This window comes from Mariniflexile sp., from assembly GCF_052728615.1.
Genome location: NZ_JBFVFE010000030.1, coordinates 26785 through 50700 on the forward strand (window position 1 = coordinate 26785; position 23916 = coordinate 50700).

A 23916-nucleotide genomic window follows, 5' to 3' on the forward strand; every position below is an offset into this window, starting at 1 on the left:
TTCCACGTGGAACATTATTTATTTTTAAAATTTGGGTTTGCAAATATACACTGATTTTCTAATATCAAGCCAGTTGCTTTAAGTGATGGTCTTCCTTTTGGCGCATCATCTTTTCATCGGCTTCAGACTTGTCCTTATAGCCACAGTAATGTAAAATACCATGTACCATAACACGATGCAATTCCTCAAGCATCGATACATTGAAATCGTTGGCGTTATCAGCAACTCTTTCCACAGAAATAAAAATATCGCCTTGTATAAGTTTTCCGACCGAGTAATCAAAGCTTATAATGTCCGTTAAGGTATCATGATTAAGGAATTCTACATTCAATTTCAGCAAATACTCATCATCACAAAAAATAAAATTGACCTCCTCCAATTTGTACCCTTCGGAAGAAATAACATTCGCAATCCAATTCGCTAATTGTTCCTCATTAGCTAATGAGAACGCTGTTTCGTAATTAAAATTAATCATTGCTTTGCTTAAAATACTCTTGAACCTTCTTTTTATAAACTTGCTGCAAAGGTAAGCTTTGTCTGTTTAATATTTCAGTGGTATTAAAATATTGCTTCGCCGTAGGGATCTGGTTGTTGGAATTGTTATTATATTCGCCTTGATTGGTTTTCGATTCGCGTTTATCATCCTCCCCTTGTTGCAAGGTTGCATTTTCCAATTTGAGCAACTGATGTTTTAATTCCATCATTTTTTTGAAGCGTTTGGTTCGTGAACCCTTTGTTCAATAAATCAAATTCTATCTCTTCCATTTTCCTGACCAACGCATCGCCATTGCCGCTTTTACCTTCCTTAGCCAACTTCTCTTGGAGCGCATTGCGTAATTCCTGTTGCTGTTGGTATATTTGATATAACAATCCGTTCAATTCATCATTAGACCCTTCGCCTTCTCCTCCGCTTTTATTGCCGTCCTTTCCTTCACTCTGTTTATCACCTTTATTACCCTTTTCGCCATCTTTTCCTTTTTCATCTTCTTTCTTACCGCCCTCACCTTTTGGTTTTCCGTTTTCGCCCTTCTTCATACCCTCTTCCATCATTTTATTGAGCTGTTCCTGACTCATAATAATATCCGGAAGTTGCATGTCGCCTTGACCCCCTTTACCTGCGGACATATTTAAATTTTCCTGCATGTTATCCAAAACATCACTCAAGAAATTCGATAAATTATTGGCTGCCGTAATCGTGAATTGTTGGTTGGAAATGCCCTGGTACATCTGGTCGTCTGCAAACAACTCCAAAGCTTTGTCAATGTTATAATATACTTCTGTAATTTGTTTATTTACTTCTTCTGATAGTTTAGGTTGACGAAGCGACAAGGCAAATAAACTGTCGTCAACATGCTCAAAATGTTCCCGTAAGCTATTTTGTTTTTTAAGGTAGGAAGCAAATTTGTTGTGGTTTTCCTCAACCGATTCAAACTGTTTCATGAGCTTTTCCTGGTCAAAAGAAAACAGCAACACATTATCTAAAACCTGCCTAAGCATTTCAACATCTTCTTGCATTTGTTCGCCACCTTCTGCTTGCATGGCACTTTGCATTTTCTGGCTCATGTTCATCATCTTTTTCGCTGCCTTCTTTTGACTTTGCTGCGCATTTTTTAAATTCTGGTTGTTGTCTTTTGGTGCATTCTTATTTTCTTCAGAAGCTTGCTCTTTTTTCTTCTTCATCAATTCATCAGAGGCTTTTTGCTGGTCTTTTTGAATCTCATTTTCCTCCAATTTATCCTGTGGCACTTCTATAGGTTTCTGTAAAGCCTTTCCTTCTTTCTTTACATCCTCCAATTGTTTTTTAAATTCTTCAAAAGCCTTGTTTAATTCCTCTTGCTTTTCCTGAGTGTTATTATCCTCAGATTCGTTGGATAATTTTTCTTGGTCTATGGCTAGTTTTGTTAAATCGTCTTTAAGTTTATCAAGCTTTTTCTCTACATAAAAACGCTTGGTCAATTCCAACAACTGCTCTAAACTTCTTTTTTTATTCTTGTTTTGTTTTGCCAGCTCGTCCAGTTTTTGGGTTAGATCTTCCTTATTGATTTTATCTTGAAGCTTCTTTAATTCTTCTAAAAGCTTTTCGTCTTTTTTAAATTGCTCTTCATTCTCTTTTAATCGCTCTTTTAAATCTTCCTTAAAAGCATCCTTTTCTTTGTTTTCCTTTTGAAATTCCTCCAAATTATCTTTAAGCTTTTTGTTGAAATTTTTCATCAGTTCATCCTGTTGTTCCTGACGTTTTAAAAAGGATTCCAATTTCTTTTTATCATTGAAATTTAATCGCGACTTTTCCTTTTGGGTTTTCGATAATTCTTCCAATTGCTTTTCCTGCTCATCAAACTTTTTTAAGGATTTATTCAAATCCTTAATCGATTCGCTTTGTGCATTCAGTTGTTTATTAGCTTCTTCTTCCTTGGTGCGCTTTCTATAGGTAAAAATAGCGCTTTTTACACTTTTATACTTGTTAACCTCGTCATTATCAAATACTTGAAAGTACAACTCATAAGGAATGCCCGCTTCAATATTTAAATTATTTGGAAAAGCTGTGATAAAATCAGCAATATTTGAATTTGAAACTGCTATTGTTTGTGTTTTCTTTTTGGATTCATTATCCAACGGATAATAAACCAACTGTAACTTGCTAAAACCATAATCGTCGCTAATTTGTCCGTAAAAATAAAGGGTTTGTAAATCGAGACTATCTTGCTTCATTTTTAAATCGATTGCTGGATATTCATCTTTTACGACATCCATACGAAACGCCAGATTTTCGTAATTTTTCAACGCCTTGTTACTGGTACTCAAACCATAACTGAAATTGTTATAAACCCTTTTCGCCGTTTCAAAAATTCCTTTTTCAAGAGAGGAAAAATCTATGGTGTCTTTAGAAAACAATTGTACCTTATCAGTGGATTTTGTTTTAAGTCGCCAAGTAACATAGGTTCCTTCGGGCACCATCGCATTACCCGTGCTTTTTAAAGTTTCGTCAGTTTTTTTTGTGTAATTGGGGTAATCCAAAACCATTTCAAAACTCAACAGGGATGGCATCTCTACTACATTAATAATGTATGGTTTGGAAGTTACATTATTGGAAGTCAATTGAAACTCAATCGCTTCCTTGGGTTGCGAAAATACATATTCAAACTCGCCGATGCCTTTTTGCTGTAAAAAATAGGTTTCACCATTATACACTATTTGTGCGCTTTCTGGAATAACATCTCCCGCTATTTTAACTATCAGTTTAAAATCGTTGTTTTCAATGGCATTCAAATTGCCATTCACTACAAAAAACTGAAACGGTGCTGGTGGTTCGTAAGCTGTTTTATAATGCACCACACGCTCCAAACTCATACTGAACCAATTGGTTTTTCCAAATAAAAACGTGAACAAAAGGATAAATACAGGAATGGCGGCGAATTTTAAGTACTTTATGTTTTTTCTGAAATTGACAGCGAGTTTGAAAGGGATGGGATTCAATTCAACCGATTTCTGCTCGATGCTTGCCAAAAGCAATTCTGTTTGTGATGGGTTTTGGTGAAGCTGAAGCACGTTCAATAATTTATCGTTCACTTCAGGAAAATGCTGCCCAATAATTTTAGAGGCGTCTTCGTAATTAATTCCTTTTTGAAGCTTAAACAATTTAGCCAAAGGAATAGCGATAAATTTAACCAATAACCCTAATTCAACTAAAACAAACAGCCAAAACAAGAGCGTTCTTGCCGTGGTGTTAAGCCATAAAACATGCTCCACAAAAAGGGTAAATAAAAAATACAACAGCCCTAAGGCGAAAAACAAAATAGCGCCTTTTAGCAATTCATTGGTGTAATAGCGCTTAATGAATGCCTCTAATTTGTTTTGTATGTTATTAAAATTTGTCATTGTGGTTAAGTTCTGTGTTACGAGATTTCTGCATGCGCGGACATGTGATAAATACAATTTACTAAACTACAATTTTATTTATTACGGGATTTATGTTTAGTTGTTAATTAAAGAGCCAATGTATTAAAAATGATAAGACACGAATTTCACTAATTTCTGAAAAATCTAAAGATTTTTCTATTCGAGTTATCTCTTTGGACTACTACCAGCCTATTCTGGCAGGAAGGTTTTACTGATTTTAAATGAGTTAAACCCATTTATTCATGCCAATCTGTGGCCCGAGCATTAGCGAACAGGCGAAGCAAATTCGTGTCTTAACAAAAAACTTACGTCTTCTGTCTTACGTCTTCTGTCTTAATACATATCTTTGCCACAACTTCCTGAAACAAGTTCAGGATGACAGTTTCAATCGATACTTAAACTTAACGTTTAAGAGTTCATTTTAATTACAAAACATGACCAAAAATGTTCGTGTGCGTTTTGCACCAAGCCCAACAGGACCACTTCATATAGGCGGCGTTCGTACAGCGTTGTTCAACTATTTATTTGCCAAAAAACACCAAGGTACTTTTATCTTAAGAATTGAAGATACCGACCAAAACCGCTATGTGCAAGGTGCCGAACAGTATATTATTGACACCCTAAATTGGTGCGGAATTCCGTTTGATGAAGGTATTAATAAAAATGAAAAATTTGGGCCATACCGTCAAAGCGAACGCAAACATTTATATAAAAAGTATGCTAACGAGTTAATGGCCAGTGGCCATGCCTATTATGCTTTTGATACCGCTGAAACCTTGGATTTCCACAGAACAGACCATGAAGCCAAAGGAAAAACCTTTATTTACAATTGGCACAACCGTTTAAAATTGAGCAATTCTTTGTCGCTTAGCGCGGAAGAAGTAAAAGCTAAATTAGATGCTGGTGATGATTATGTCATCCGTTTTAAATCTCCCCATGATGAAACTTTGCGCTTAAAAGATATGATTCGTGGCGATATTAAAATCGATACCAATATTTTAGATGATAAAGTGTTGTTTAAAAGTGACGGCATGCCAACCTATCATCTAGCAAATATTGTCGATGACCATTTAATGGAAATAACCCACGTTATTCGTGGCGAAGAATGGTTACCTTCTTTAGCTTTACACTATCAGCTTTATGATGCTTTTGGTTGGGAAACACCAGAATTTGCACATTTACCACTTATTTTAAAACCAACTGGAAAAGGAAAGTTAAGCAAGCGTGATGGCGATAAATCAGGCTTTCCTGTATTTCCATTACTTTGGAAAGACCCTAAAACCAACGAAGTTTCTAGAGGTTATAAAGAAGATGGGTATTTTCCGGAAGCTATGGTTAATTTCTTAGCGTTTTTAGGATGGAACCCGGGAACGGAACAAGAAATTTTCAGTCTTGATGGGCTCATTAACGCTTTTGAATTGGAACGCGTCAATAAATCGGGTGCACGTTTCGATCCTGATAAAATTAAGTGGTTTAACCATCATTATATGCAAGAGCAACATAATGATGAATTAGCTGAAATATTCAAAAATCAACAATCAGAATTAGCTGAAATCGATGTAAACTATATTGCACTTGTAGTTGGTATGATTAAAGAACGTGCCACCTTCGTGTCTGACTTTTGGGAACTTAGTGCTTACTTTTTTGAAGCACCTAAATCTTATGATGAAAAAGCTTCTAAAAAAGCATTTAAAGAAAATACAAAGGATGTTTTAGCTCAAGTGGTATCCATCATTAACTCAGTTGAAGACTTTTCAGTACAAAACCTTCAAACAGAAATTAAAAGTTGGATAGCTACAAACAATATTGGTTTCGGGCAGGTAATGATGCCTCTTCGTTTAGCTTTGGTTGGTGCTTTACAAGGCCCCGATGTGTTTGATATCATGTTTATGATTGGGAAAGTAGAGGCCGTGAAGCGGATCGAGAAGGCAGTTTCATCTATTTAAGTGTCAACTAACCAACAAGTTACACCTGTAAGCCCCGATAGCTATCGGGATTAAAAACCTGACTTTCCACCAGAAAAATCTAAATTTTGGTTTTCAAGTTTCTAAATCCCAAACCTGCCCCAATAGCAGCATTCTATTAAATCCGCAAATCTTTTGCAAAAAAACATCATATAGAGGCTACCAATAAGACGAGTTATGCGTTTTTCATCGTATCTTTAGGTTTTCTTATAAACACATATAGCATTATTTAGTAATTAAAATTTTATAACCATTTAATATAAATATTATGAGCCTTTTTCTTTCCATTGTATTATTCTTAGGAGCCATTCTTTTGATCTCATCATTCTTTACGGTAAAACAACAAACCGCCGCTATTATTGAACGTTTTGGCAAATTTCAAAGCATCCGTCAATCTGGTTTACAATTAAAAATTCCATTGGTTGATAGAGTTGCTGGCCGATTGAGTCTTAAAATTCAGCAATTGGACGTTATTGTAGAGACCAAAACCAAAGACGACGTGTTCGTTAAATTAAAAGTGTCGGTTCAATTTAAAGTGATCAGAGAAAAAGTTGAAGACGCCTTTTATAAATTGGATTATCCGCACGACCAAATAACAAGTTACGTATTTGATGTGGTGCGTGCCGAAGTACCAAAAATGATTTTGGATGACGTATTCTTAAAAAAAGATGATATTGCCATTGCCGTAAAAACAGAATTGAACGATGCCATGCTGGATTATGGTTACGACATCATTAAAACCTTGGTAACCGATATTGATCCCGATGCCCAAGTAAAAGCGGCCATGAACCGTATTAATGCAGCCGATAGAGAAAAAACAGCGGCCCAATACGAAGGGGATGCCGCGCGTATTTTAATTGTTGAAAAGGCAAAGGCCGAAGCTGAAAGCAAACGTTTACAAGGACAGGGTATTGCCGACCAGCGCCGTGAAATTGCGCGCGGATTGGAAGAATCGGTGGATGTTTTGAATCGGGTTGGTATTAACAGTCAGGAAGCCTCTGCGTTGATTGTAGTTACACAACATTACGATACCTTACAAGCCATTGGAAGTGAAACCAATAGCAATCTTATTTTATTGCCAAATTCACCACAAGCAGGAAGCCAAATGCTGAACGATATGGTAGCGAGTTTTACGGCAAGCAATCAAATTGGTGAAGCTATGAAAGCGAATAGACCCAATAAGCCGAGTAAAAAATAAGAATACAATGACTTTTTTTTATAGACCTTGACAGGTTTTTAATCCCGATAGCTATCGGGGCTGTCAGGTCTTTTAAGATAAATCCAACATAATATTAAATACATTGAATACAAAGTAATCAACTCACATGTTGGTTGTGGATCATCCCATTGAGGATTAGCGAGAAGCAAAATATATTTTGTTTGGAAGCTACCGAGCGAAGCTCATAGGGGTGTAACAAGTTTCAAATAACACCTCCCTAACCTTCCTTAAGGAGGAAATACACTCTATAGAATTATATGTTTTGCCCCACCCAGAATTGCGAAAAGGCAATTCCGAGCTCCCAAAGGAGGTAAATTCGGAAACCCCGAGGCAGAACCGTCGAGGAATTATTTAGATTAATGGCGATCGCGAACTCACGTTCTTCCAGGAAAACTATTTTACAAACGGATGCCGTTCCTTCCAATCTTGTTTCGGGTTCATTAAGCCAAAAACCTGCTCTAAAAGAGCGTTAATCAGGTTATTGGTATGCTTTAAATAAATAACCATGGCTTCGGGTTTAGCACCCACAGAGCTTTTAATTTCCATGGCGGTCCTGGCATAAACAATCGTTTTAAACTTATTTTCAATTCCATATATAACCATGTCATAAAGCATGTTTAAATACAATTGGTTTTTGTATTGGTGCGCTTCATCATAGCCCAAAAAATACGTTTCTAAATGCTTACCATTCAATATTAAAGTAAAAAATCCAATAAGGCCATCATTTAAATAATATCCAAAAACCCTAAAATTATCTTTTAACTGTAGCTTTAAACTATAAAAATGGTTTTCAGGTAGTATGAACGTGTTGAACTTGGCATGGTTTGACACATTTAAATAGAGTTCGTGCAACCTATTGGCACGGGCTTTAATGGCTTCCAAATCCAGTTCTGAACATCTTATCCCGTTTAGATTGATTCTAGCCGTTTTAAAGCGTTTTTTATATTTTTTGTTAAGTGAATTTATATAATCGTCATACTTTAACCAATCTGGGTTAATTGGCATAATCATATTAGGCTGTACCGAAACTTTGTACACTTTATTTGACTGAAAAAAGTTGTTTTCCAGATGAATGCTGTCATTCTGAAAAAAATCCTTGAACATGATGGCACGTATGGCTTTGTCCTTTTCTTTTTTTATATCCTTTTTTATGGCCTCAACAGCATCAAAAACTGATTTTATAAATTCCTTTTGGGATATTTTTTCTTTCTGGAAAAACAGACCATGCTGTCCGGTATGCGTCAAATTGCCAACCACCAAAATATTGCCTTTAAGTGCTTTTGAAACAGTGTTTTGAATAAATTCCTTTAAACAGGATGCATCCGTTTTTCGGAACATGTCTTTTAAATACAATTGAACGCGTTGAATGATGGCAACACCAACAAGGTCAACTTCATCAAAAACTCCCACATAAAAAAATCGGATGTTATCTGGCGACGCCTCTTCAAGCGCTTTTAAATATTTTGATTGTAAAAAAATATCGTGAGCAACCAGATGGTCCCATACATCGGGAAAGTTTTCAACAGTTTGATAAATTTGGAATGATTTCAATATATGGAATGAAAAGTTTGCCTGTAGTTTTTAAACTAGGTTATGAATTACTTTTTTTGCTTTGTGAAATTTCTATTTTCTCTGTGATCCCGATAGCTATCGGGACGTGACATAGCTATTACACTAAGCTGCACAAAAAAAGCACAAAGCTACATAAGAGTTTACGGTTTTAAAAGAGTCCATAAAAAAGACCGAAGTTAATCCACCTCAGTCTTCATGTATGTTAAATAATTACAAAATATTATTTCCAGCCACAAATAATGGCGCCCATAATGCCCAGGGACACTATCCAATAACCACTGTTAATTAAAATATATTTTGCGCTTTTTCGTTCAAACAAAGCATTGGTGCCAAGTATGGGTAAGGCAACAAAAACACCTGTTAAAATACCATGTAATGTGCCATGCTTAAAGGTTCTAAAAGCGTCTTTGTAATCGTTTACGAAAGCAAAATAAGAAGGTAGCGCATTCCCTTCATCAGCACCCATTAAACTGTAAGCACCCATTTGATGGATAACTATTCCGGGAAGTGCCGTTGCCAATAAAAAAGCAAGCAAAAGTGCTAAAGCAAAAATTTTAAGCATGTTACCGCCTTTTAATTGTGCCTCGGTTAAACCAGCTGCCTGCATCCAAGCATTTCCAAATACTTTTGGATGGTACCAAATAAATCCGACAACCAGAGCAGATACAATACAATGAAATTCGTTAATTTAAATTTTTTGCCTCTAAAACTAAAATTTCATTGGAGTCTTCTAAAGCATTTTTAATAAATTCGTTTGCTTCCTCTGTTCTTTTTAAACCATTTTTAACCAATATACCCAATGTTATCATCGTGGCAATACGTGTGCCCACTTTTTTTGCAGCGGTGTTAAAATAAGGTTGCAGTTCTTCATAACCCACCTCTTTTGCCAATTGCTGGATTTCCTCTTTAGCCTTTAATTGCTTAGCTTCGGGCAGATTGGTGTATTTTTTTCCCAATTGTTGAATGACATCAATGGCCTTACGTTGCAATTGCGAATTGTTATTTTGTTGAACTTGTTTATTTTCAGATGGATTTGATGTGTCTTTTTTTGCCCAAGTATCGCGCAATCCAACGGTTTTATTAAACACTAATTTATTTGAAGTAGAATCTTTATCAACATTAAAATACCCTAAACGTTGAAACTGAAACCGATCGCCCACTTTCGCCTCTTTTAAACTGGGCTCCACAAAAGCTTCAATGATTTTTAAGGATTCCGGATTTAAGAAATCCATAAAGCCTTTTTCTTGATGGCTGTCTGGAGATTCATCCATAAACAAGCGATCGTATTCCCTCACTTCCGCTTTAATGGCATGTTTTATGGACACCCAATGCAGCGTACCTTTTATTTTTTTAGAGGTATCTTCGGAATAGGTACAATGAATTTCGGTTATATTTCCATCAGCATCTTTTACAGCGCTTTCGCCTTTAATGATATAGGCATTTTTCAGGCGTACTTCCTTACCTAAACCCAACCTAAAATATTTGCTATTGGCGACTTCTTTAAAATCTTCTTTTTCAATATACAACTCTCTGGAAAATGGTACTTTTCTAAAACCGGCACTTTCATCTTCCTGATTGTTTTCGGCTTCCAACCATTCCTCTTTGCCTTCAGGGTAATTGGTAATTACCAGTTTTACAGGATCTAAAACCGCCATAACACGAGGGGCGGTTTTGTTTAAATCCTCTCGAATACAAAATTCCAAAAGCGATACGTCAATCATATTATCGCGTTTGGCAACACCCACGGTTTCCACAAACTTTCTAATGGCATTTGGTGTATAGCCCCGACGGCGCAATCCGGAAATGGTGGGCATGCGCGGGTCGTCCCAACCGCTCACAATGCCATCTTCCACCAATTTAAGCAACTTACGCTTGCTCATAATGGTATAACTTAGGTTTAAGCGCGCAAATTCACATTGCTTGGGTCTTACTAGGTTTGGGTGTGCAACTTGGTCTAAAAACCAATCGTAAAGCTCTCTGTGTGGTTTAAATTCCAATGAACACAACGAATGCGATATTTGTTCTATATAATCGCTTTCTCCATGGGTCCAATCGTACATGGGGTAAATGCACCAATCATTACCCGTTCTGTGATGGTGCTTCTTTAAAATACGGTACATAATCGGGTCGCGCATCAACATATTGGGATGTTGCATATCAATTTTTGCCCGTAATATATGCGAACCCTCTTCAAATTCGCCTGCTTTCATACGTTGGAACAAATCCAAATTTTCGGCAATACTTCTATTTCTATAAGGTCCATCAATTCCGGGTTGTGTGGGTGTTCCTTTTTGTTCTGCCATCGCTTCACTGCTTTGCGAATCTACATAGGCTTTTCCTTCTTTTATAAATTGAACAGCCCAATCATAAAGTTGTTGAAAATAATCGGAAGAAAATAGTTCCTTATCCCATTTGTAACCTAACCAAGCCACATCTTCTTTTATGGCATCCACATATTCTTGTTCTTCCTTGGCCGGATTGGTATCGTCGAACCTCAGGTTTACCGGGGCATCATACTTTTCGCCAAAACCAAAACTAATACCTATGGCCTTTGTATGGCCAATATGCAAATACCCGTTAGGCTCTGGAGGAAAACGAAAACGCAATTTGTTTTTTGGCATGCCATGGGCCAAATCTTCTTCTATAATTTGTTCTAAAAAGTTGAGTGATTTTCTTTCTTCAGACATAAAAAATTTTTCGCAATAGGAAATTAAACAAAAATATTGTGTAAAATTAGGTAATTTTACCGACTTAAAATCGCATATAATGGGAATTATAAAAGTTGAAAACATTCGGGTATTTGCCTATCATGGGTGCTTAACCGAAGAATCAAAAATTGGTAGTGATTACCGCGTAGATTTAAAAGTGGAGGCCAACTTACAGAAATCTGCCAAGACAGATAAACTTAGTGACACCGTGGATTATGTGTTTTTAAATCGGATCATTAAGCAGGAAATGGCGGTGGCATCCCTATTGTTGGAAACCGTTGCAAAACGTATTTTAAACCGTATTTTTAACGAAGATAGCATGGTTAAAAAAGCCACTGTTTTAATCAGTAAACTTAACCCGCCCATTGGTGGTGATGTAGCGAGAGTAACCATAAAAATGACCGATAAGCGTAAAAAGTAATTTTAAGTGTTGAAAAGTGTTATTTTTTTTTAAATTTGCACTCTCGTATAGAGATTGCTTCCCGATGGTTATCGGGATTCGCAGGAATAAGGTGTCGTGGCCGAGTGGCTAGGCTCAGCTCTGCAAAAGCTGCTACAGCAGTTCGAATCTGCTCGACACCTCTTAAAACCTTCAAGTGTTCTTGGAGGTTTTTTTATTGAGTAAAATTTATCGTATAGGACTCATTTGTTCAAGTCTTTCCTTGATAAGCTCTTTTTCTTTAGGAAAAAAACCTTGTACCAAAAGCAAAACACCAAAGCCTAAAATAACCAAAGCAATAATTTTTTTGGTTTTAAAAATTAACCTTGGTGTCAATCGGTTCCTCAATTTTTTAGCAACCACTATTTTAACCAAATCGACCAAAAAATAGACGATTAAAATGGTGCTTAAAAACACGATGACACCATCTTTACTTTTTGTTAAACTGGTGCCAAGAACAATTAGAGCGACCCACCCTATTAAAACACCAATATTGATAAAGTTTAATAAAAACCCTTTTAAAAACAATTTGCCATAGCCCTTTTTAATTTGGATCTTATGGTATTCCCTAACAATGTTTCTAAATGATTTTGAGGTTTTTACAAATGAAATAAAGCCATAAGCCACCAATAAAACACCCCCAAATATCAGAAAACTTGGGTCGTCCTTAACCTTTTCCAAAAGTTTATTGGTACTAAAAAAAGCGACTAGAATAAAAAGAATATCTGCCAACATAACCCCACAGTCAAATATTAAAGCACTTTTAAATCCTTTGGTAGCGCTCGTTTCAAGAAGCACAAAAAAAACGGGGCCTATTGTAAAAGCGAGTATAATACCAAATGGAATGGCCGTTAAAATATCATCAAACATAAAATTATGATAGGGTTTTACACAAAGTAAAGAAATATTTTAAAAAATACGGTTCCTTTAAATGTCTATTAACAGAAAAACCCACTGCAAGCAATGGGTTTTCTAAAAATATCCTTGAATTTGTTGGAGCCTATTTAATCCATTTTTTTTATTCTTCCTCCCAAAACTTTGCTTTCATTTATGGTTTCCGGGTTTCCATACACATATACATCGCCACCTGCCCTAATTTTAATATCCACCAGTTTTGATGCCCTTACATGCGCTTCGCCCGCAGCATTGATAGAAACTTCGGTTTTTTCAGTTTCCAAGGTTTCACTATTGTAAATACCGCCTGTTAAAAGTGATACTTTTTGGGATGTGGAATGGCCTGTTGCTTTTATTTGTCCTCCGGTTACCGATTTAATGTTTATGTAACTAACATCCACTGGCACCTCAATACTTCCGCCTTCTTGTGCCCTTAAATCTAGTTCGTATTGTTTAATGGTATCTTTTCCATAGACTTTAGAGCCTTCATTAACATCTATAATATCTATGGATTTATAATGCAATACGACCTTTGTTTTATTGCCATCAAAAATTTTCTCAATGTTCATTTTGATTTTTAAGGTGCCATTTTTGTTGATTATAAAAACATCTTCATTATTATTTCCTGTTATAATGACTTTGTCTTCGTCTGATTTTACCAATTCCACTTCTATTAAGTCGTAAACTTTAAGTTCCTTAAAGTCTCCTATAGATTTTTCTATTGGTTTTTGAGCCATGGTTATTCCAGATATTAGGATTGCCAGTAATAAAATTGTTTTTTTCATTTGTTTGTTTTTTTGTTTCAACGTGAAATATCAATAATTATTCCATTAAAAATAATTATTTCTAATATGACCCCTCCGCCTATCGGCATACCGAAATAAATTCGGCACAGGCTCTCCCCTTAAAAAAAGGGGAGGAATCATTAAAGGGGCTACTTTTAAAAATTTGAAATTGTTATATTTTTTAGCTATTCGTTTTTTCCTATCATATTAAAATCGAGATGCTTTTTAACTAAATCGGCATTTTTAACCTTTACAATAACTTCATCACCTAATTGATAAGTGATTTTATTGTTTTTACCAACCATGGCATATTGCTCTTGATCGAACGCATAATGGTCGTCTTTCATGTCACGAACACTTACCATACCTTCACATTTATTTGAAATAATTTCCACATAAATGCCCCAATCGGTGACCCCGGAAATAACGCCCACAAATTCTTCATCTTTATGATCTTGCATAAATTTAATCTGCATGTATTTTATGGAATCGCGTTCAGCTTTGGTGGCTAGGTTTTCCATATTACTGGAATGGTTGCATTTTTCTTCATAAATATCTTCATTAACCGATTTTCCACCATCCAAATACAGTTGTAAAAGGCGATGCGCCATCACATCAGGATACCGACGAATAGGCGAAGTAAAATGACTGTAATAATCAAACGCCAAACCGTAATGCCCTATGTTGTGGGTGGAATATTCAGCTTTACTCATACTTCTAATGGTTAAAGTATCCACTAAATTTTGTTCTTTTTTTCCATTGACTTCTTTAAGTAAATAGTTAAGGGACGCCGAAGTGGTTTTACGATCCTTAAAATTTAATTTATAGCCAAATTTTGATACAATACCTTGTAAATTAGCTAATTTACTCTCGTCCGGTTCATCATGAACACGATACACAAAGGTTTTTTTAGGATCTTTTTTACCGACAAATTCCGATACTTTTCTATTTGCCAATAACATAAATTCCTCTATGAGTTTATTGGCATCCTTACTGGTTTTAAAGAACACGCCCACGGGATTTGCATGTTCATCCAAATCAAACTTTACTTCCACTTTATCAAACGAAATAGCACCCGCACTCATACGTTTAGCTCGCATTTTTTTAGCTAATGAATCCATTTTTAGGATGGCCTGGGCTATTTCTGGGGTTGTGTTATATGTTTTATCTGTGATGGAAATTTCTTTTGGAATGCTGGTATTGATTGAAGGGATTCCTGCATTCGCAGGAATATGTGCATTATTCTCAATAATAGCTTGGGCTTCTTCATAAGCAAAACGGGCATCGCTATAGGTTACCGTTCTACCGTACCACTCGTTTTTAATTTCGCAGGCATCATTCATTTGAAACACTGCTGAAAATGTCAGTTTTTCTTCATTTGGTCTTAAAGAACAGGCATTGTTTGATAGCACTTCAGGAAGCATCGGCACCACACGATCTACCAAATAAATAGAGGTAGCGCGCTGGTAAGCTTCATCATCCAACACCGTGCCTTCTTGTAAATAATGCGACACGTCTGCTATATGGATTCCTATTTCGTACCATCCATTTTTAAGAATTTTAAACGATAAGGCATCATCAAAATCCTTGGCATCTTTTGGGTCGATGGTAAAGGTTAAATCTTGTCGCATATCCCGACGCTTATTAATTTCTTCCGCAGTAATGGACGTATCCAATTTATTGGCAAATTCCTCCACTTCCTGAGGAAATTCATGGGGCAATCCATATTCGGCTAAAATAGAATGTATTTCAGTATCATGATCGCCTGGTTTTCCAAGAACTTGAATCACTTTTCCATTGGGCGAATCGGCATTTTCTGGCCAATCTTCCAATTTTACCAAAACTTTATCACCATCCTCCGCTTTATTGGTTTTATTAATGGGCACAAAAATATCCTTGTACATTTTATTGCTATCGGCAACAACAAATGCGTAGTTATTATGTAACTGGATAACACCAACATACTCACTTTTATCACGTTTTAATACTTGTGTAATTTCGCCTTCCAGCTTACCGCGGTGGCGGCGTTTGTAAACGTAAAATTCTACTTCATCGCCATTTAAGGCTTTATTTATATTATTGGATGCTATAAAAACATCATCATCAAAATCATCGCAGATAATATAACCCGTTCCTTTACCGGATAAGTCTAAAACACCCTTGTGGTATTCGGTGTTAATAACCACTTTAAATTTACCGCGTTCTACTTCCTCAATTTCTTGTTTCCCTTGTAAATCGCGAAGCTTTTTTATAATTTGATTTCTGCTACTGGCATCGTTAACACCAATTTTAGCAGCTATTTGTTTATAATTAAAGGATTGGTTTCTATCTTTTTTTAAAATACTTAGAATGGTATTTGTGAGGTTGGAAATGCCTTTCTTTTTGGATTTCCCTTGTTTCTTTCTTGTCATTTAATTTATTGTAATCATTTTATTCCTTTGGATCCCGAAAGTTATCGGGACGAGGGAATCTCTTTGTTTTATTTTAACTCAGTCGCCGAAGTGTCAGGAACAAAATAGGTTGTTAAAATAGCATTAATTAGGAGAAGAATTGCTATTTATTTTATGCAAAGTTACACTTTAAATATTAAACTGTGTTTTGTTAATGTTAAATTAACCAAAACAGGGTTATCCACAATATATAGTATATTATTATTTTATTTTTAAAATTTAAAAAAATTAATGATGGTTATTATAGTGTGTTAATAGTGGCGATAACTTTTTTTGCTTTTATTTTGATTACAATTTTTTTACATTCCATTAATAGTTAGTTAACAGGTTATATGGATGCAATAAGTTCATTTTTAGCTATTTTAGCTATGATATGAACAGTTGTTAACAACATAAAAAATGCCCAAAAAGCTTATAACTATATTAATTTTGCTGTTTATATCCACCGACTTAAAGGCTAATAATTATGCTAAAAAAACTGGGTTAAATTTTTGGCGATGTGATGTTGGTTTTTGATTGGAAAATTAATTGGATATTCAATATTTTTATTTTAAAAACTAATAAACACTTATTAACAGTTAATGAATATATTTTGTGTGGTGATTGTTATTAAAGCTATTATTTTTTTACATGAACAGGTATCTTAAATATTTAGTAACTTTGTATGGTTAATACAATTTATAAAAAAATGATAATTTCCATAGGAAACGACCACGCAGGCACCGATTATAAATTTGCCATTTTAAAGCATTTGGAAGCTAGAGGTTATACGGTTATTAACCACGGAACCGATAATGATGCGAGCGTGGATTATGCCGATTTTGTACACCCGGTTGCTAACGACGTTGAAACCAATCAAGCTACGTATGGTATTTTAATTTGCGGCAGTGGCAATGGCGTTGCCATGACCGCCAATAAGCACCAAAAAATACGTGCTGGTTTATGTTGGAACAAAGAAATTGTGCATCTTATCCGCAGCCATAATAATGCGAATATATTATGTATTCCTGCTCGTTTTACCGCTATTCATCAAGCTGTTGAAATGGTTGATGTTTTTTTGAATACGGAATTTGAAGGTGGCAGACATCAAAATAGAATAGATAAAATACCTTTGTCCTGCTAAATGGGCCATTCACATACGCATAATCACGCGCATTCGCATAGCCATAACGACCTAAAAGGACGCAATCTTTTTATTTCCATATTACTGAATATTCTTATTACGGTGTCTCAAGTAATAGGGGGTTTGGTTTCTGGAAGTTTGGCACTTTTAAGTGATGCGCTCCATAATTTTAGCGACGTTATTTCGCTGGTTGTTAGTTATGCGGCTAACAGACTTTCTAAAAAACAGGCATCCATACATAGAACATTTGGTTATAAACGTGCCGAAATTTTAGCAGCGTTTATAAACGCTGCTACATTAATAATTGTGGCTGTTCTATTGATAATTGAAGCTGTAAAACGATTTCAAAATCCTGAAGAAATAAAAACCGGCTTAGTAATTTGGTTATCGTTTATTGCTATTATAGCTAATGGGCTGAGCGTGCTTTTACTTAAAAAAGATTCCAAGTCCAACATGAATATGAAGAGCGCCTATATTCATTTATTAACCGATATGATGGCGAGTGTTGCGGTACTAGTAGGTGGTTTGCTTATGAAATTTTACCAAATTTATTGGGTAGATAGTGCCTTAACTTTGGCCATTGCCATTTATTTAATTTGGATGGGTTATGATTTATTGAAAAACTCCACAAAAGTGTTGATGTTATTTACGCCAAACACAATTCCTTTAAAAGACATAGTCAACCAAATCAATGCTTTTGAACCTATTAAAAATGTACACCACGTACACGTATGGCAATTAAATGAAGAAGAAATACATTTAGAAGCGCACATCGATTTCAATGAGAATATTACACTTTCCCAATTTGATACCATTTTACATGATATAGAAGATTTGGTTTTTGAAAAATATCACATCAACCACGTAAACATTCAACCCGAATATAGTAAGAATGATGCTAAAGATGTGATTGTTCAGGATTAAAATTCCAGCAAAAGCGGGAATCTGTTGATTATTTCCGTAATTGCGAGAAACGATGCAATCTTATGATGGTTTCTTTAAAGTTTATTTTTAGTCCAAATAAAAAGATTGCTTTGCTTTTTTCTAATGAAAAAGCGCACAATGACGATTTTAATAAAAACAATTAGAAGTTCAATTTTAAAAAAGATTGCCACGGCTTTTTTAAGGTCTCGCTAAAACGGTTATGTTAAAAACCCAAGTAAAAACCTTTTCAGAATTAACCCTTCAAGAGTTGTATGGAATTTTACAACTGCGGAGTGAAGTTTTTGTTGTTGAGCAAGATTGTGTTTACCAAGATGTTGATGGGAAAGACGAAAAAGCGCTGCATGTTTTAGGTATAAAAAACAACCAAATTATTGCTTATACACGCCTTTTTAAACGTGGAGATTATTTTGAATACGCCAGTATTGGTAGAGTAGTGGTTTCAAAAAAAGAACGTGCTTTTAAATATGGTTATGATATGATGAAGGTTTCCGTTGAAGCCATTGAAACCCATTTTAAGGAGAAAAAAATTAAAATTTCCGCGCAAGCGTATTTAAAAACCTTTTATAGAAATTGTGGTTTTACCGAAGTAGGCGAGGAATATTTGGAAGATGGTATTCCGCATATCGCGATGATAAGGGAATAAGGTTAATTTTCTAAATAGCTGGTAAAATAGCCTAGTTATTATGTGAGTAGCTTATATCATGGCCCCCTCGCCTATCGGCATACCGAAATGAATTCGGCACGGGCTTTCCCTTTAAAAAAAAGGAAGGAATAATTAGGACATTCATTATTAATGGTTTGAGCTTTTTTTTTAATTTTTTGTCATCTACGAAAGTTAATTAGGTACTTTAAAAACAAAATATCTACGTTATTTGTACGCAATTGGTTATCCCCTAAATGGGATTATAGGGGTGTTTTTGACATCCAATAATAACCCAATAACTTCTTACCGTTTCAAAGCAAAATAGCCTTTAATGGTTTCCCCTGTATTTAGCGCAATAACGTACCAATAGGTATCGCTAACCAATAGTTTGCCATTAAAAATACCGTTCCAGCCAGAGGAATTGGATGGCAAGGATTTTAGAAGCTTTCCGTAACGGTTAAAAATACTGATGCTTTCAATGGTATTCGTAAAATCCTGAACCTTCCAAAAATCGTGCATTCCGTCATTATTTGGGGTAAAATATTTAGGGATATAATAATCTTCAGAAGTAATTAAAACATAAAAACTGCTTTCGTTGGTAGCACAAAGCGATTCATTGTAAATATAAACGGTTTGAGAAGTCGTTATGTCTTTACCCGAAAATAAAGGCGTCCCATTTCCCTCAGATAATGTAAAATAGTTGCCATAAGTCAGTATTGGCAAAGTGTAGATTTTATTAGTAACGACACTTTCGAGAGTATCCACATTCACAAAATTACGGCATTGGTTTTGGGAAGATGTGTAGTTTGAAAAGCTGGCAGGTTTCCAAGAACCATGGTTTCCGGACGGATTATCGACCACCACACAATTCAGATTGATGTTCGATTGAAAATCTACAACTGCATTGGCATTGTTGCCGTTTTTAATATTCAATCGGCATAAGTTATTGTTACTACAATTCAATTCGGTTAATGCGCTATTACTTGATAGGTCTAACTCTTGAAGGTTATTAAACCCGCAATTTAAAGTACTTAAAAGGGTATTGGTACTTACATCCAAAGTGCTCAATTGGTTATTTTCACATAGAAGAAATCCTAAATTTGGATTTTTTGAAACGTCCAAATCTGATAATAAGTTAGTACCGCATTGCAATCTGCTGAGAGCATTATTGCTTGAAACATCCAAACTTAAAATTTGATTGTTTTCGCACACCAAAACATTTAAGCTGTTATTTTGTGTGGTATCTAAGTTTGTTAGAAAGTTATTGGCACAAACCAATGATATTAATTTGGTGTTATTTGTAAGATCTAAGGTTGTTAATTGATTGTTAGAACACCAAAAAATATCTAAGTTTATTTGCTGTGAGGTATCGACGGCGGTTAATTGATTATCACTACAAAACAGCTGGGTCAGTTTTGTGTTTTGGGAAATATTTAAGTTTGTTAGTAAATTTCCATCGCAGTTAAAAATTGTTAAATTAATAAACCCTTCAATACCAGTTAAATTTAAAATATTTCTAGATTGAACATCCAAGTTGGTTACACCACTAATGTTTGCCGTTAATATTAATCCATCCAATGGCGCAGCATCGTACCCTAAATCAATTAAAGCCTGTTCAAAATTAGGGTCTGGAATCGCCGTGGTTTGCGATACGCCAACAAAAGCCACTAATATTAAAATAAGGGCGCATACATTGTTTTTATTTGCCCACATAGGTTATTACAATTTCAACGCGCCGATCCAATTTTGGGTCGCCACCAAGCGGAAACTTCCTTCGTAAACCCAAATGGCGCATGCGTTTTTTATCCACCCCTTTTTTTATAAAGTAATTATAAATGTATTCGGCACGCGCTTCGGAAAGGTTTCTCAGTTTTGTTTTTCTATCCACAGCATCCCTACTGTTTTGGGTACAGCACACGTGCCCTTGTATGGTAAAGTAAATATCTTTTCGTTCAACCAAAACATTGGCAATAGCCTCTAAGTTTTTTTTAGATTCAGGCATTATTTGACTGTAACCCGTTTTAAATAAAATATTTTCAAACACCACTTTATCGCCCACTTTTAAGTCGCCCTTTAATATTTCGGGAGCATCTTTCTTTTTAGGTTCTTCAGCTTTCTTTTCGGCTTTAACTTCAACAATTTTAGGTGGTTTAGGAGTTACAATAATTTCTACTTTTCGGTTTAAACCCCTAATTTTAGCAAGGTTTTTTTCTTCAACAATTTTCAATAAAATTTTGCCCTTACCATCTACATTACTGATTAAATCCTCGCTGATTTCATTATTTGAAAACACGGTTTTAATGGCATTGGCACGTTGTTGCGATAATTTTAGGTTATATGAAACGGCACCAATATCGTCACAAAACCCAAATATGGAAATAGACGCGATATCAATATCCGCTAGGTTGGAAATGAAAAGAAGTAAGCGACTTTCTTCGGTGGGAATAATATCAAACTTATCAGTATCAAAATACACTTCGTGCGTTAATTCATTTTGTGAAAAAACAGCGGGGGCATGAAGCATTAATAATATGAAAACCAATAGTTTGTTCATAGTAGGCGCATAGAACTGAATATAAATATACTATTTTTAATGAATTTCCATGAAGACGGGAATCATTTTAAGTTCAACTACCAATACAATAGGTTGAAAAACAGGATGTACTACCTTAAATAGCCTGAATATGTTGATGGATTACCAAGAATCTCGGCCGCTTTTTTTATTTTATCGTCGTGGGTTTTGTAATAGTCGTACAACCCTTCTCTATACACGTAGCGTTTTACAATATCTTCGGTTAACAGCTCTAGTAAGTAGGCTTTATTTTCGTCGATAACGCTGGTTTTAGATTTGTTTAAATTAGCCATTAAGGTATTAAAGTCGGATTTAATGTTATCGTCCAAGTCCTCATTTTTAGCCGCTTCAAAAGCTTTATTCAGCGCTTTTTCAGTGGCGGTTTCAAATGAAAAATTATTGGTTTTTAAGTAGTTTTTAAAGTTTGAAAAATCGGTATCTGTAAGTTTAAAATTAGATACATCTTTCAGGTTATGTTTATAATAATAATCGGTGGCGTAATTAAAAATCAAATCGTTATCAACAATGGCATTGATTATAAAGGCGTTATTGGAAGCATCAAAAGGGACATCAGGAAACACCCCACCGCCATCATACACTTTTCTACCGCTTTTGGTTTTAAATTCGTTGTAGTTTTCCTGATTTACACGAACTGCTTCCCCTTTTTCGTTGCGATGCCAATAGTCCAAAGCTTGAATACAGCGTCCCGAAGGTGTGTAATACCGTGAAATGGTAATTTTTACCTGCGTACCATAAGTGAGTTGTTTTGGGCGTTGTACCAAGCCTTTTCCAAAACTTCTGGAACCCACAATAACCGCCCGATCCAAATCCTGTAAGGCTCCCGAAACAATTTCGCTCGCCGATGCGCTACTGCCATCAATTAAAACCACCAAAGGTATTTGAGTGTCTATGGGTTCGTTTTGGGTGTAATAGGTTTTATTGTATTTTTTAACTTTAGATTTTGTGGTGACCACCAACTGCCCTTTAGGCACAAATAAATTCACGATATTAATCGCTTCGTTAAGCAAACCACCTGGGTTTGCACGAACATCTAAAATTATTTTTTCGGCACCTTGGGCCTTTAAGTCGCGCAACGCATAATTGGTTTCAGCAGAAGCGCGTTCGTTAAAACGGCTCAACACAATATACCCTGTTTTGGCATTAACCATCGAAAAATACGGCACTGCTTTAATTTCCACTTCAGCACGTTTAATGGTAGCTGTTTGCGTTTTTCCTTGGCGTTTATAAGTTACTTCCACAGGCGTATCGGTAGCACCTTTAAGCAATTCGCCCGCCTCTTCTTTGTAGTTAGCAATCAGGGTGTTGCCCACTTTTATAATTTCGTCGCCCGCTTTCAAACCTGCTTTATCGGCAGGATAATCTTTGTAAGGCTCCACAATTACCAATTTATCTTTTAGGGTTTTCACTTTAGCGCCAATGCCCGTATAATCGCCCGTATTGTTGATTCTGGCAGCCTCTACATCCTGCTCGTTCATAAAGTTGGTGTACGGATCCAAATCTGCCAACATGCTTTTAATGGCTGTGTCCATTAAATCGCCAGGGTTGGTTTCATCCACATAATTCATGTTGAGCTCCTTAAACAGCGTGGTAAAAATTTCTATTTGTTTCGCTATTTCAAAAAAATCGTTTCTAAACGCTGTGGTTGTAAAAAACAAAGCAGCGGCTATAACAGGAATTATGATTTTCTTTTTTAGTAGATGTTTCATTTTACTGGGTTTATTGGTCTCGAATTTAATAGGGTCTTTTGGGCTTTAGTTTCTAACCTCTAAAGATTTCTGCCACAAATACACGAATCTATTCATTCATTTTAAAAATTTCTGCCACTAATAAAGGTTTTGAATTTCACTAATTTAACAGACTTTCAGTCTGTTTTTAAAAAGGTTATTCAGAAGAAACATTGCTTAAAAACTTTTCAAACAAGTGTTTCATTCGGGTTTCAATTTGGGCTATAGTTGGTAACTCTTTGCCAATGTACAAAATCATAAACGCATATTGTGTTGTCATGTTGTTAAAATACTCGGTTTTATTAAGTCGGTAAACCTCTCGCATCAAACGTTTTATACGGTTTCTATCCACCGCTCGTTTAAAATGACGCTTACTTACCGAAACACCTGTTTTCGCAACTACATTTTCATCAAAGTTGGTGGGCAAAAAAACCAAGCGCAACGGAAACGCCGAAACCGATTTCCCCTCAGCAAACAATTGCTCAATAAGCTTTTTGCTTTTAAGTTTTTCTTTTTTATTGAATGTGTATTTCAAAAGCGTTTTTTAGTTGATGCCAAAGGTAGTAAATTATAAAAACGGTATCGTTCTAAGATTCTAATTTAATGTTTGGGCGTTACCCAAAAGGGTCAGGCTTTCGGCTGTATCTTTTGGTTTTTTGCCATTCCTGCGAAGGCAGGAATCCACAATCAAAGTTAGAGGCATTGTTACTAGGGTCCGTTTCTTGCCCATTAAAACCAAAAGGATGCCGCCTCAATCCTTAACGCAAAGCATTCACGATTTCAAATTTTTAAAATATTAAAGATGAGTAATCTTTTAAGGCGGAAAGCTGAAATGTGTTGAAATAGATTTTATTTTTGAAAATTTAGGAGCGTCAGCCCAGTGATCTTCGTAGCAAAATGTATCATGATGGGAATTAGGGGCGTTAGCCCTGACATATTTATTGAATAATTTTGTGTTTA

At 35.6% G+C, this 23916-nt stretch carries 19 protein-coding genes and 1 tRNA gene; 7 read left to right on the forward strand and 13 right to left on the reverse strand.

Features of this window, described 5'->3' with window-relative positions; translation table 11 throughout:
* Positions 1–64: 64 nt before the first annotated feature.
* From ybeY to ACU1LP_RS12100, 3 genes are read right to left on the reverse strand one after another with little or no spacing between them, the layout of a single operon-like run.
* On the reverse strand, positions 65–475 hold the full coding sequence (gene ybeY, locus ACU1LP_RS12090) for an rRNA maturation RNase YbeY (protein WP_445733408.1): 411 nt from the start codon (positions 473–475) through the stop codon (positions 65–67).
* On the reverse strand, positions 468–674 hold the full coding sequence (locus tag ACU1LP_RS12095; RefSeq protein ID WP_445736378.1) for a hypothetical protein: 207 nt from the start codon (positions 672–674) through the stop codon (positions 468–470). Before ACU1LP_RS12095 ends, ybeY begins: the two co-directional genes overlap by 8 nt.
* Complete coding sequence (locus tag ACU1LP_RS12100; RefSeq protein WP_445736379.1) at positions 640–3876, reverse strand: hypothetical protein; 3237 nt, start codon at positions 3874–3876, stop codon at positions 640–642. Before ACU1LP_RS12100 ends, ACU1LP_RS12095 begins: the two co-directional genes overlap by 35 nt.
* A 455-nt stretch (positions 3877–4331) precedes the next feature.
* On the opposite strand from ACU1LP_RS12100, the gene gltX reads away from it, so the two are divergent.
* Positions 4332–5843 (forward strand): glutamate--tRNA ligase, encoded by a 1512-nt coding sequence (gltX, locus tag ACU1LP_RS12105; protein WP_445736380.1) that lies wholly within the window; start codon positions 4332–4334, stop codon positions 5841–5843.
* A 286-nt stretch (positions 5844–6129) separates the two neighbouring features.
* Positions 6130–7059, forward strand: coding sequence for an SPFH domain-containing protein (locus tag ACU1LP_RS12110; protein WP_445733405.1), 930 nt, complete (start codon positions 6130–6132; stop codon positions 7057–7059).
* Positions 7060–7473: 414 nt separating this feature from the next.
* Here ACU1LP_RS12110 and ACU1LP_RS12115 read toward each other — a convergent pair whose 3' ends face one another.
* From ACU1LP_RS12115 to ACU1LP_RS12125, 3 genes are all read right to left on the reverse strand, one after another.
* Positions 7474–8631: a GNAT family N-acetyltransferase gene (locus ACU1LP_RS12115; protein WP_445736381.1), complete on the reverse strand. Its 1158-nt coding sequence runs from the start codon at positions 8629–8631 to the stop codon at positions 7474–7476.
* Positions 8632–8872: 241 nt separating this feature from the next.
* A complete protein-coding gene (locus ACU1LP_RS12120; protein WP_445736390.1) occupies positions 8873–9340 on the reverse strand; it encodes a DUF1761 domain-containing protein in 468 nt (155 codons plus the stop codon).
* Positions 9336–11339 carry a glutamine--tRNA ligase/YqeY domain fusion protein gene (locus ACU1LP_RS12125; protein ID WP_445736382.1) on the reverse strand — a complete coding sequence of 668 codons (2004 nt, stop codon included), beginning with the start codon at positions 11337–11339 and terminating at the stop codon, positions 9336–9338. Before ACU1LP_RS12125 ends, ACU1LP_RS12120 begins: the two co-directional genes overlap by 5 nt.
* Positions 11340–11418: 79 nt before the next feature.
* Between ACU1LP_RS12125 and folB the strand changes: the two genes are divergently transcribed.
* Both folB and ACU1LP_RS12135 read left to right on the forward strand, forming a co-directional pair.
* Entirely contained in the window at positions 11419–11781 is a 363-nt protein-coding gene (folB, locus tag ACU1LP_RS12130) for a dihydroneopterin aldolase (RefSeq protein ID WP_445736383.1), read from the forward strand.
* Between the two features lie 90 nt (positions 11782–11871).
* Positions 11872–11942, forward strand: a tRNA-Cys gene (locus ACU1LP_RS12135).
* 46 nt (positions 11943–11988) lie between these two features.
* On the opposite strand, the gene ACU1LP_RS12140 is transcribed toward ACU1LP_RS12135, so the two are convergent.
* The 3 genes from ACU1LP_RS12140 to rnr all read right to left on the reverse strand — a co-directional run bounded on the left by ACU1LP_RS12140 (position 11989) and on the right by rnr (position 15889).
* On the reverse strand, positions 11989–12669 hold the full coding sequence (locus tag ACU1LP_RS12140; RefSeq protein WP_445736384.1) for a LysE family translocator: 681 nt from the start codon (positions 12667–12669) through the stop codon (positions 11989–11991).
* Between the two features lie 134 nt (positions 12670–12803).
* Entirely contained in the window at positions 12804–13478 is a 675-nt protein-coding gene (locus ACU1LP_RS12145) for a head GIN domain-containing protein (RefSeq protein WP_445736385.1), read from the reverse strand.
* A gap of 185 nt (positions 13479–13663) precedes the next feature.
* Positions 13664–15889 (reverse strand): ribonuclease R, encoded by a 2226-nt coding sequence (gene rnr, locus ACU1LP_RS12150; protein WP_445736386.1) that lies wholly within the window; start codon positions 15887–15889, stop codon positions 13664–13666.
* Positions 15890–16616: 727 nt separating this feature from the next.
* On the opposite strand from rnr, the gene rpiB reads away from it, so the two are divergent.
* The 3 genes from rpiB (at position 16617) to ACU1LP_RS12165 (ending at position 18639) form a co-directional block, all read left to right on the forward strand.
* Positions 16617–17051 carry a ribose 5-phosphate isomerase B gene (gene rpiB / locus ACU1LP_RS12155; protein WP_445736387.1) on the forward strand — a complete coding sequence of 145 codons (435 nt, stop codon included), beginning with the start codon at positions 16617–16619 and terminating at the stop codon, positions 17049–17051.
* Positions 17052–17975: a cation diffusion facilitator family transporter gene (locus ACU1LP_RS12160; RefSeq protein ID WP_445733311.1), complete on the forward strand. Its 924-nt coding sequence runs from the start codon at positions 17052–17054 to the stop codon at positions 17973–17975.
* A gap of 220 nt (positions 17976–18195) precedes the next feature.
* Positions 18196–18639 (forward strand): GNAT family N-acetyltransferase, encoded by a 444-nt coding sequence (locus ACU1LP_RS12165; RefSeq protein ID WP_445736388.1) that lies wholly within the window; start codon positions 18196–18198, stop codon positions 18637–18639.
* Between the two features lie 303 nt (positions 18640–18942).
* On the opposite strand, the gene ACU1LP_RS12170 is transcribed toward ACU1LP_RS12165, so the two are convergent.
* The 4 genes from ACU1LP_RS12170 to rnpA all read right to left on the reverse strand — a co-directional run bounded on the left by ACU1LP_RS12170 (position 18943) and on the right by rnpA (position 23491).
* Positions 18943–20352, reverse strand: a complete 1410-nt coding sequence (locus ACU1LP_RS12170) for a T9SS type B sorting domain-containing protein (protein WP_445736389.1) — start codon at positions 20350–20352, stop codon at positions 18943–18945.
* Positions 20339–21193, reverse strand: coding sequence for an OmpA family protein (locus tag ACU1LP_RS12175; RefSeq protein ID WP_445734608.1), 855 nt, complete (start codon positions 21191–21193; stop codon positions 20339–20341). Before ACU1LP_RS12175 ends, ACU1LP_RS12170 begins: the two co-directional genes overlap by 14 nt.
* Positions 21194–21303: 110 nt before the next feature.
* Positions 21304–22938, reverse strand: coding sequence for a S41 family peptidase (locus ACU1LP_RS12180; RefSeq protein WP_445732947.1), 1635 nt, complete (start codon positions 22936–22938; stop codon positions 21304–21306).
* Between the two features lie 175 nt (positions 22939–23113).
* On the reverse strand, positions 23114–23491 hold the full coding sequence (gene rnpA, locus ACU1LP_RS12185) for a ribonuclease P protein component (protein WP_445734606.1): 378 nt from the start codon (positions 23489–23491) through the stop codon (positions 23114–23116).
* Positions 23492–23916 lie beyond the last annotated feature (425 nt).

What these genes read in the sequence shown, in the direction of transcription:
- ACU1LP_RS12140 (WP_445736384.1), bottom strand. Translation starts at nt 12,669, where the DNA reads ATGTTTGATGATATTTTAACGGCCATTCCATTTGGTATTATACTCGCT.
- ACU1LP_RS12175 (WP_445734608.1), bottom strand. Translation starts at nt 21,193, where the DNA reads ATGAACAAACTATTGGTTTTCATATTATTAATGCTTCATGCCCCCGCT.
- ACU1LP_RS12160 (WP_445733311.1), top strand. Translation starts at nt 17,052, where the DNA reads ATGGGCCATTCACATACGCATAATCACGCGCATTCGCATAGCCATAAC.
- ACU1LP_RS12100 (WP_445736379.1), bottom strand. Translation starts at nt 3,876, where the DNA reads ATGACAAATTTTAATAACATACAAAACAAATTAGAGGCATTCATTAAG.
- folB (WP_445736383.1), top strand. Translation starts at nt 11,419, where the DNA reads ATGGGAATTATAAAAGTTGAAAACATTCGGGTATTTGCCTATCATGGG.
- ACU1LP_RS12180 (WP_445732947.1), bottom strand. Translation starts at nt 22,938, where the DNA reads ATGAAACATCTACTAAAAAAGAAAATCATAATTCCTGTTATAGCCGCT.
- ACU1LP_RS12110 (WP_445733405.1), top strand. Translation starts at nt 6,130, where the DNA reads ATGAGCCTTTTTCTTTCCATTGTATTATTCTTAGGAGCCATTCTTTTG.
- ACU1LP_RS12165 (WP_445736388.1), top strand. Translation starts at nt 18,196, where the DNA reads ATGTTAAAAACCCAAGTAAAAACCTTTTCAGAATTAACCCTTCAAGAG.
- ACU1LP_RS12170 (WP_445736389.1), bottom strand. Translation starts at nt 20,352, where the DNA reads ATGTGGGCAAATAAAAACAATGTATGCGCCCTTATTTTAATATTAGTG.
- rnr (WP_445736386.1), bottom strand. Translation starts at nt 15,889, where the DNA reads ATGACAAGAAAGAAACAAGGGAAATCCAAAAAGAAAGGCATTTCCAAC.
- ACU1LP_RS12125 (WP_445736382.1), bottom strand. Translation starts at nt 11,339, where the DNA reads ATGTCTGAAGAAAGAAAATCACTCAACTTTTTAGAACAAATTATAGAA.
- gltX (WP_445736380.1), top strand. Translation starts at nt 4,332, where the DNA reads ATGACCAAAAATGTTCGTGTGCGTTTTGCACCAAGCCCAACAGGACCA.
- rpiB (WP_445736387.1), top strand. Translation starts at nt 16,617, where the DNA reads ATGATAATTTCCATAGGAAACGACCACGCAGGCACCGATTATAAATTT.
- ybeY (WP_445733408.1), bottom strand. Translation starts at nt 475, where the DNA reads ATGATTAATTTTAATTACGAAACAGCGTTCTCATTAGCTAATGAGGAA.
- ACU1LP_RS12145 (WP_445736385.1), bottom strand. Translation starts at nt 13,478, where the DNA reads ATGAAAAAAACAATTTTATTACTGGCAATCCTAATATCTGGAATAACC.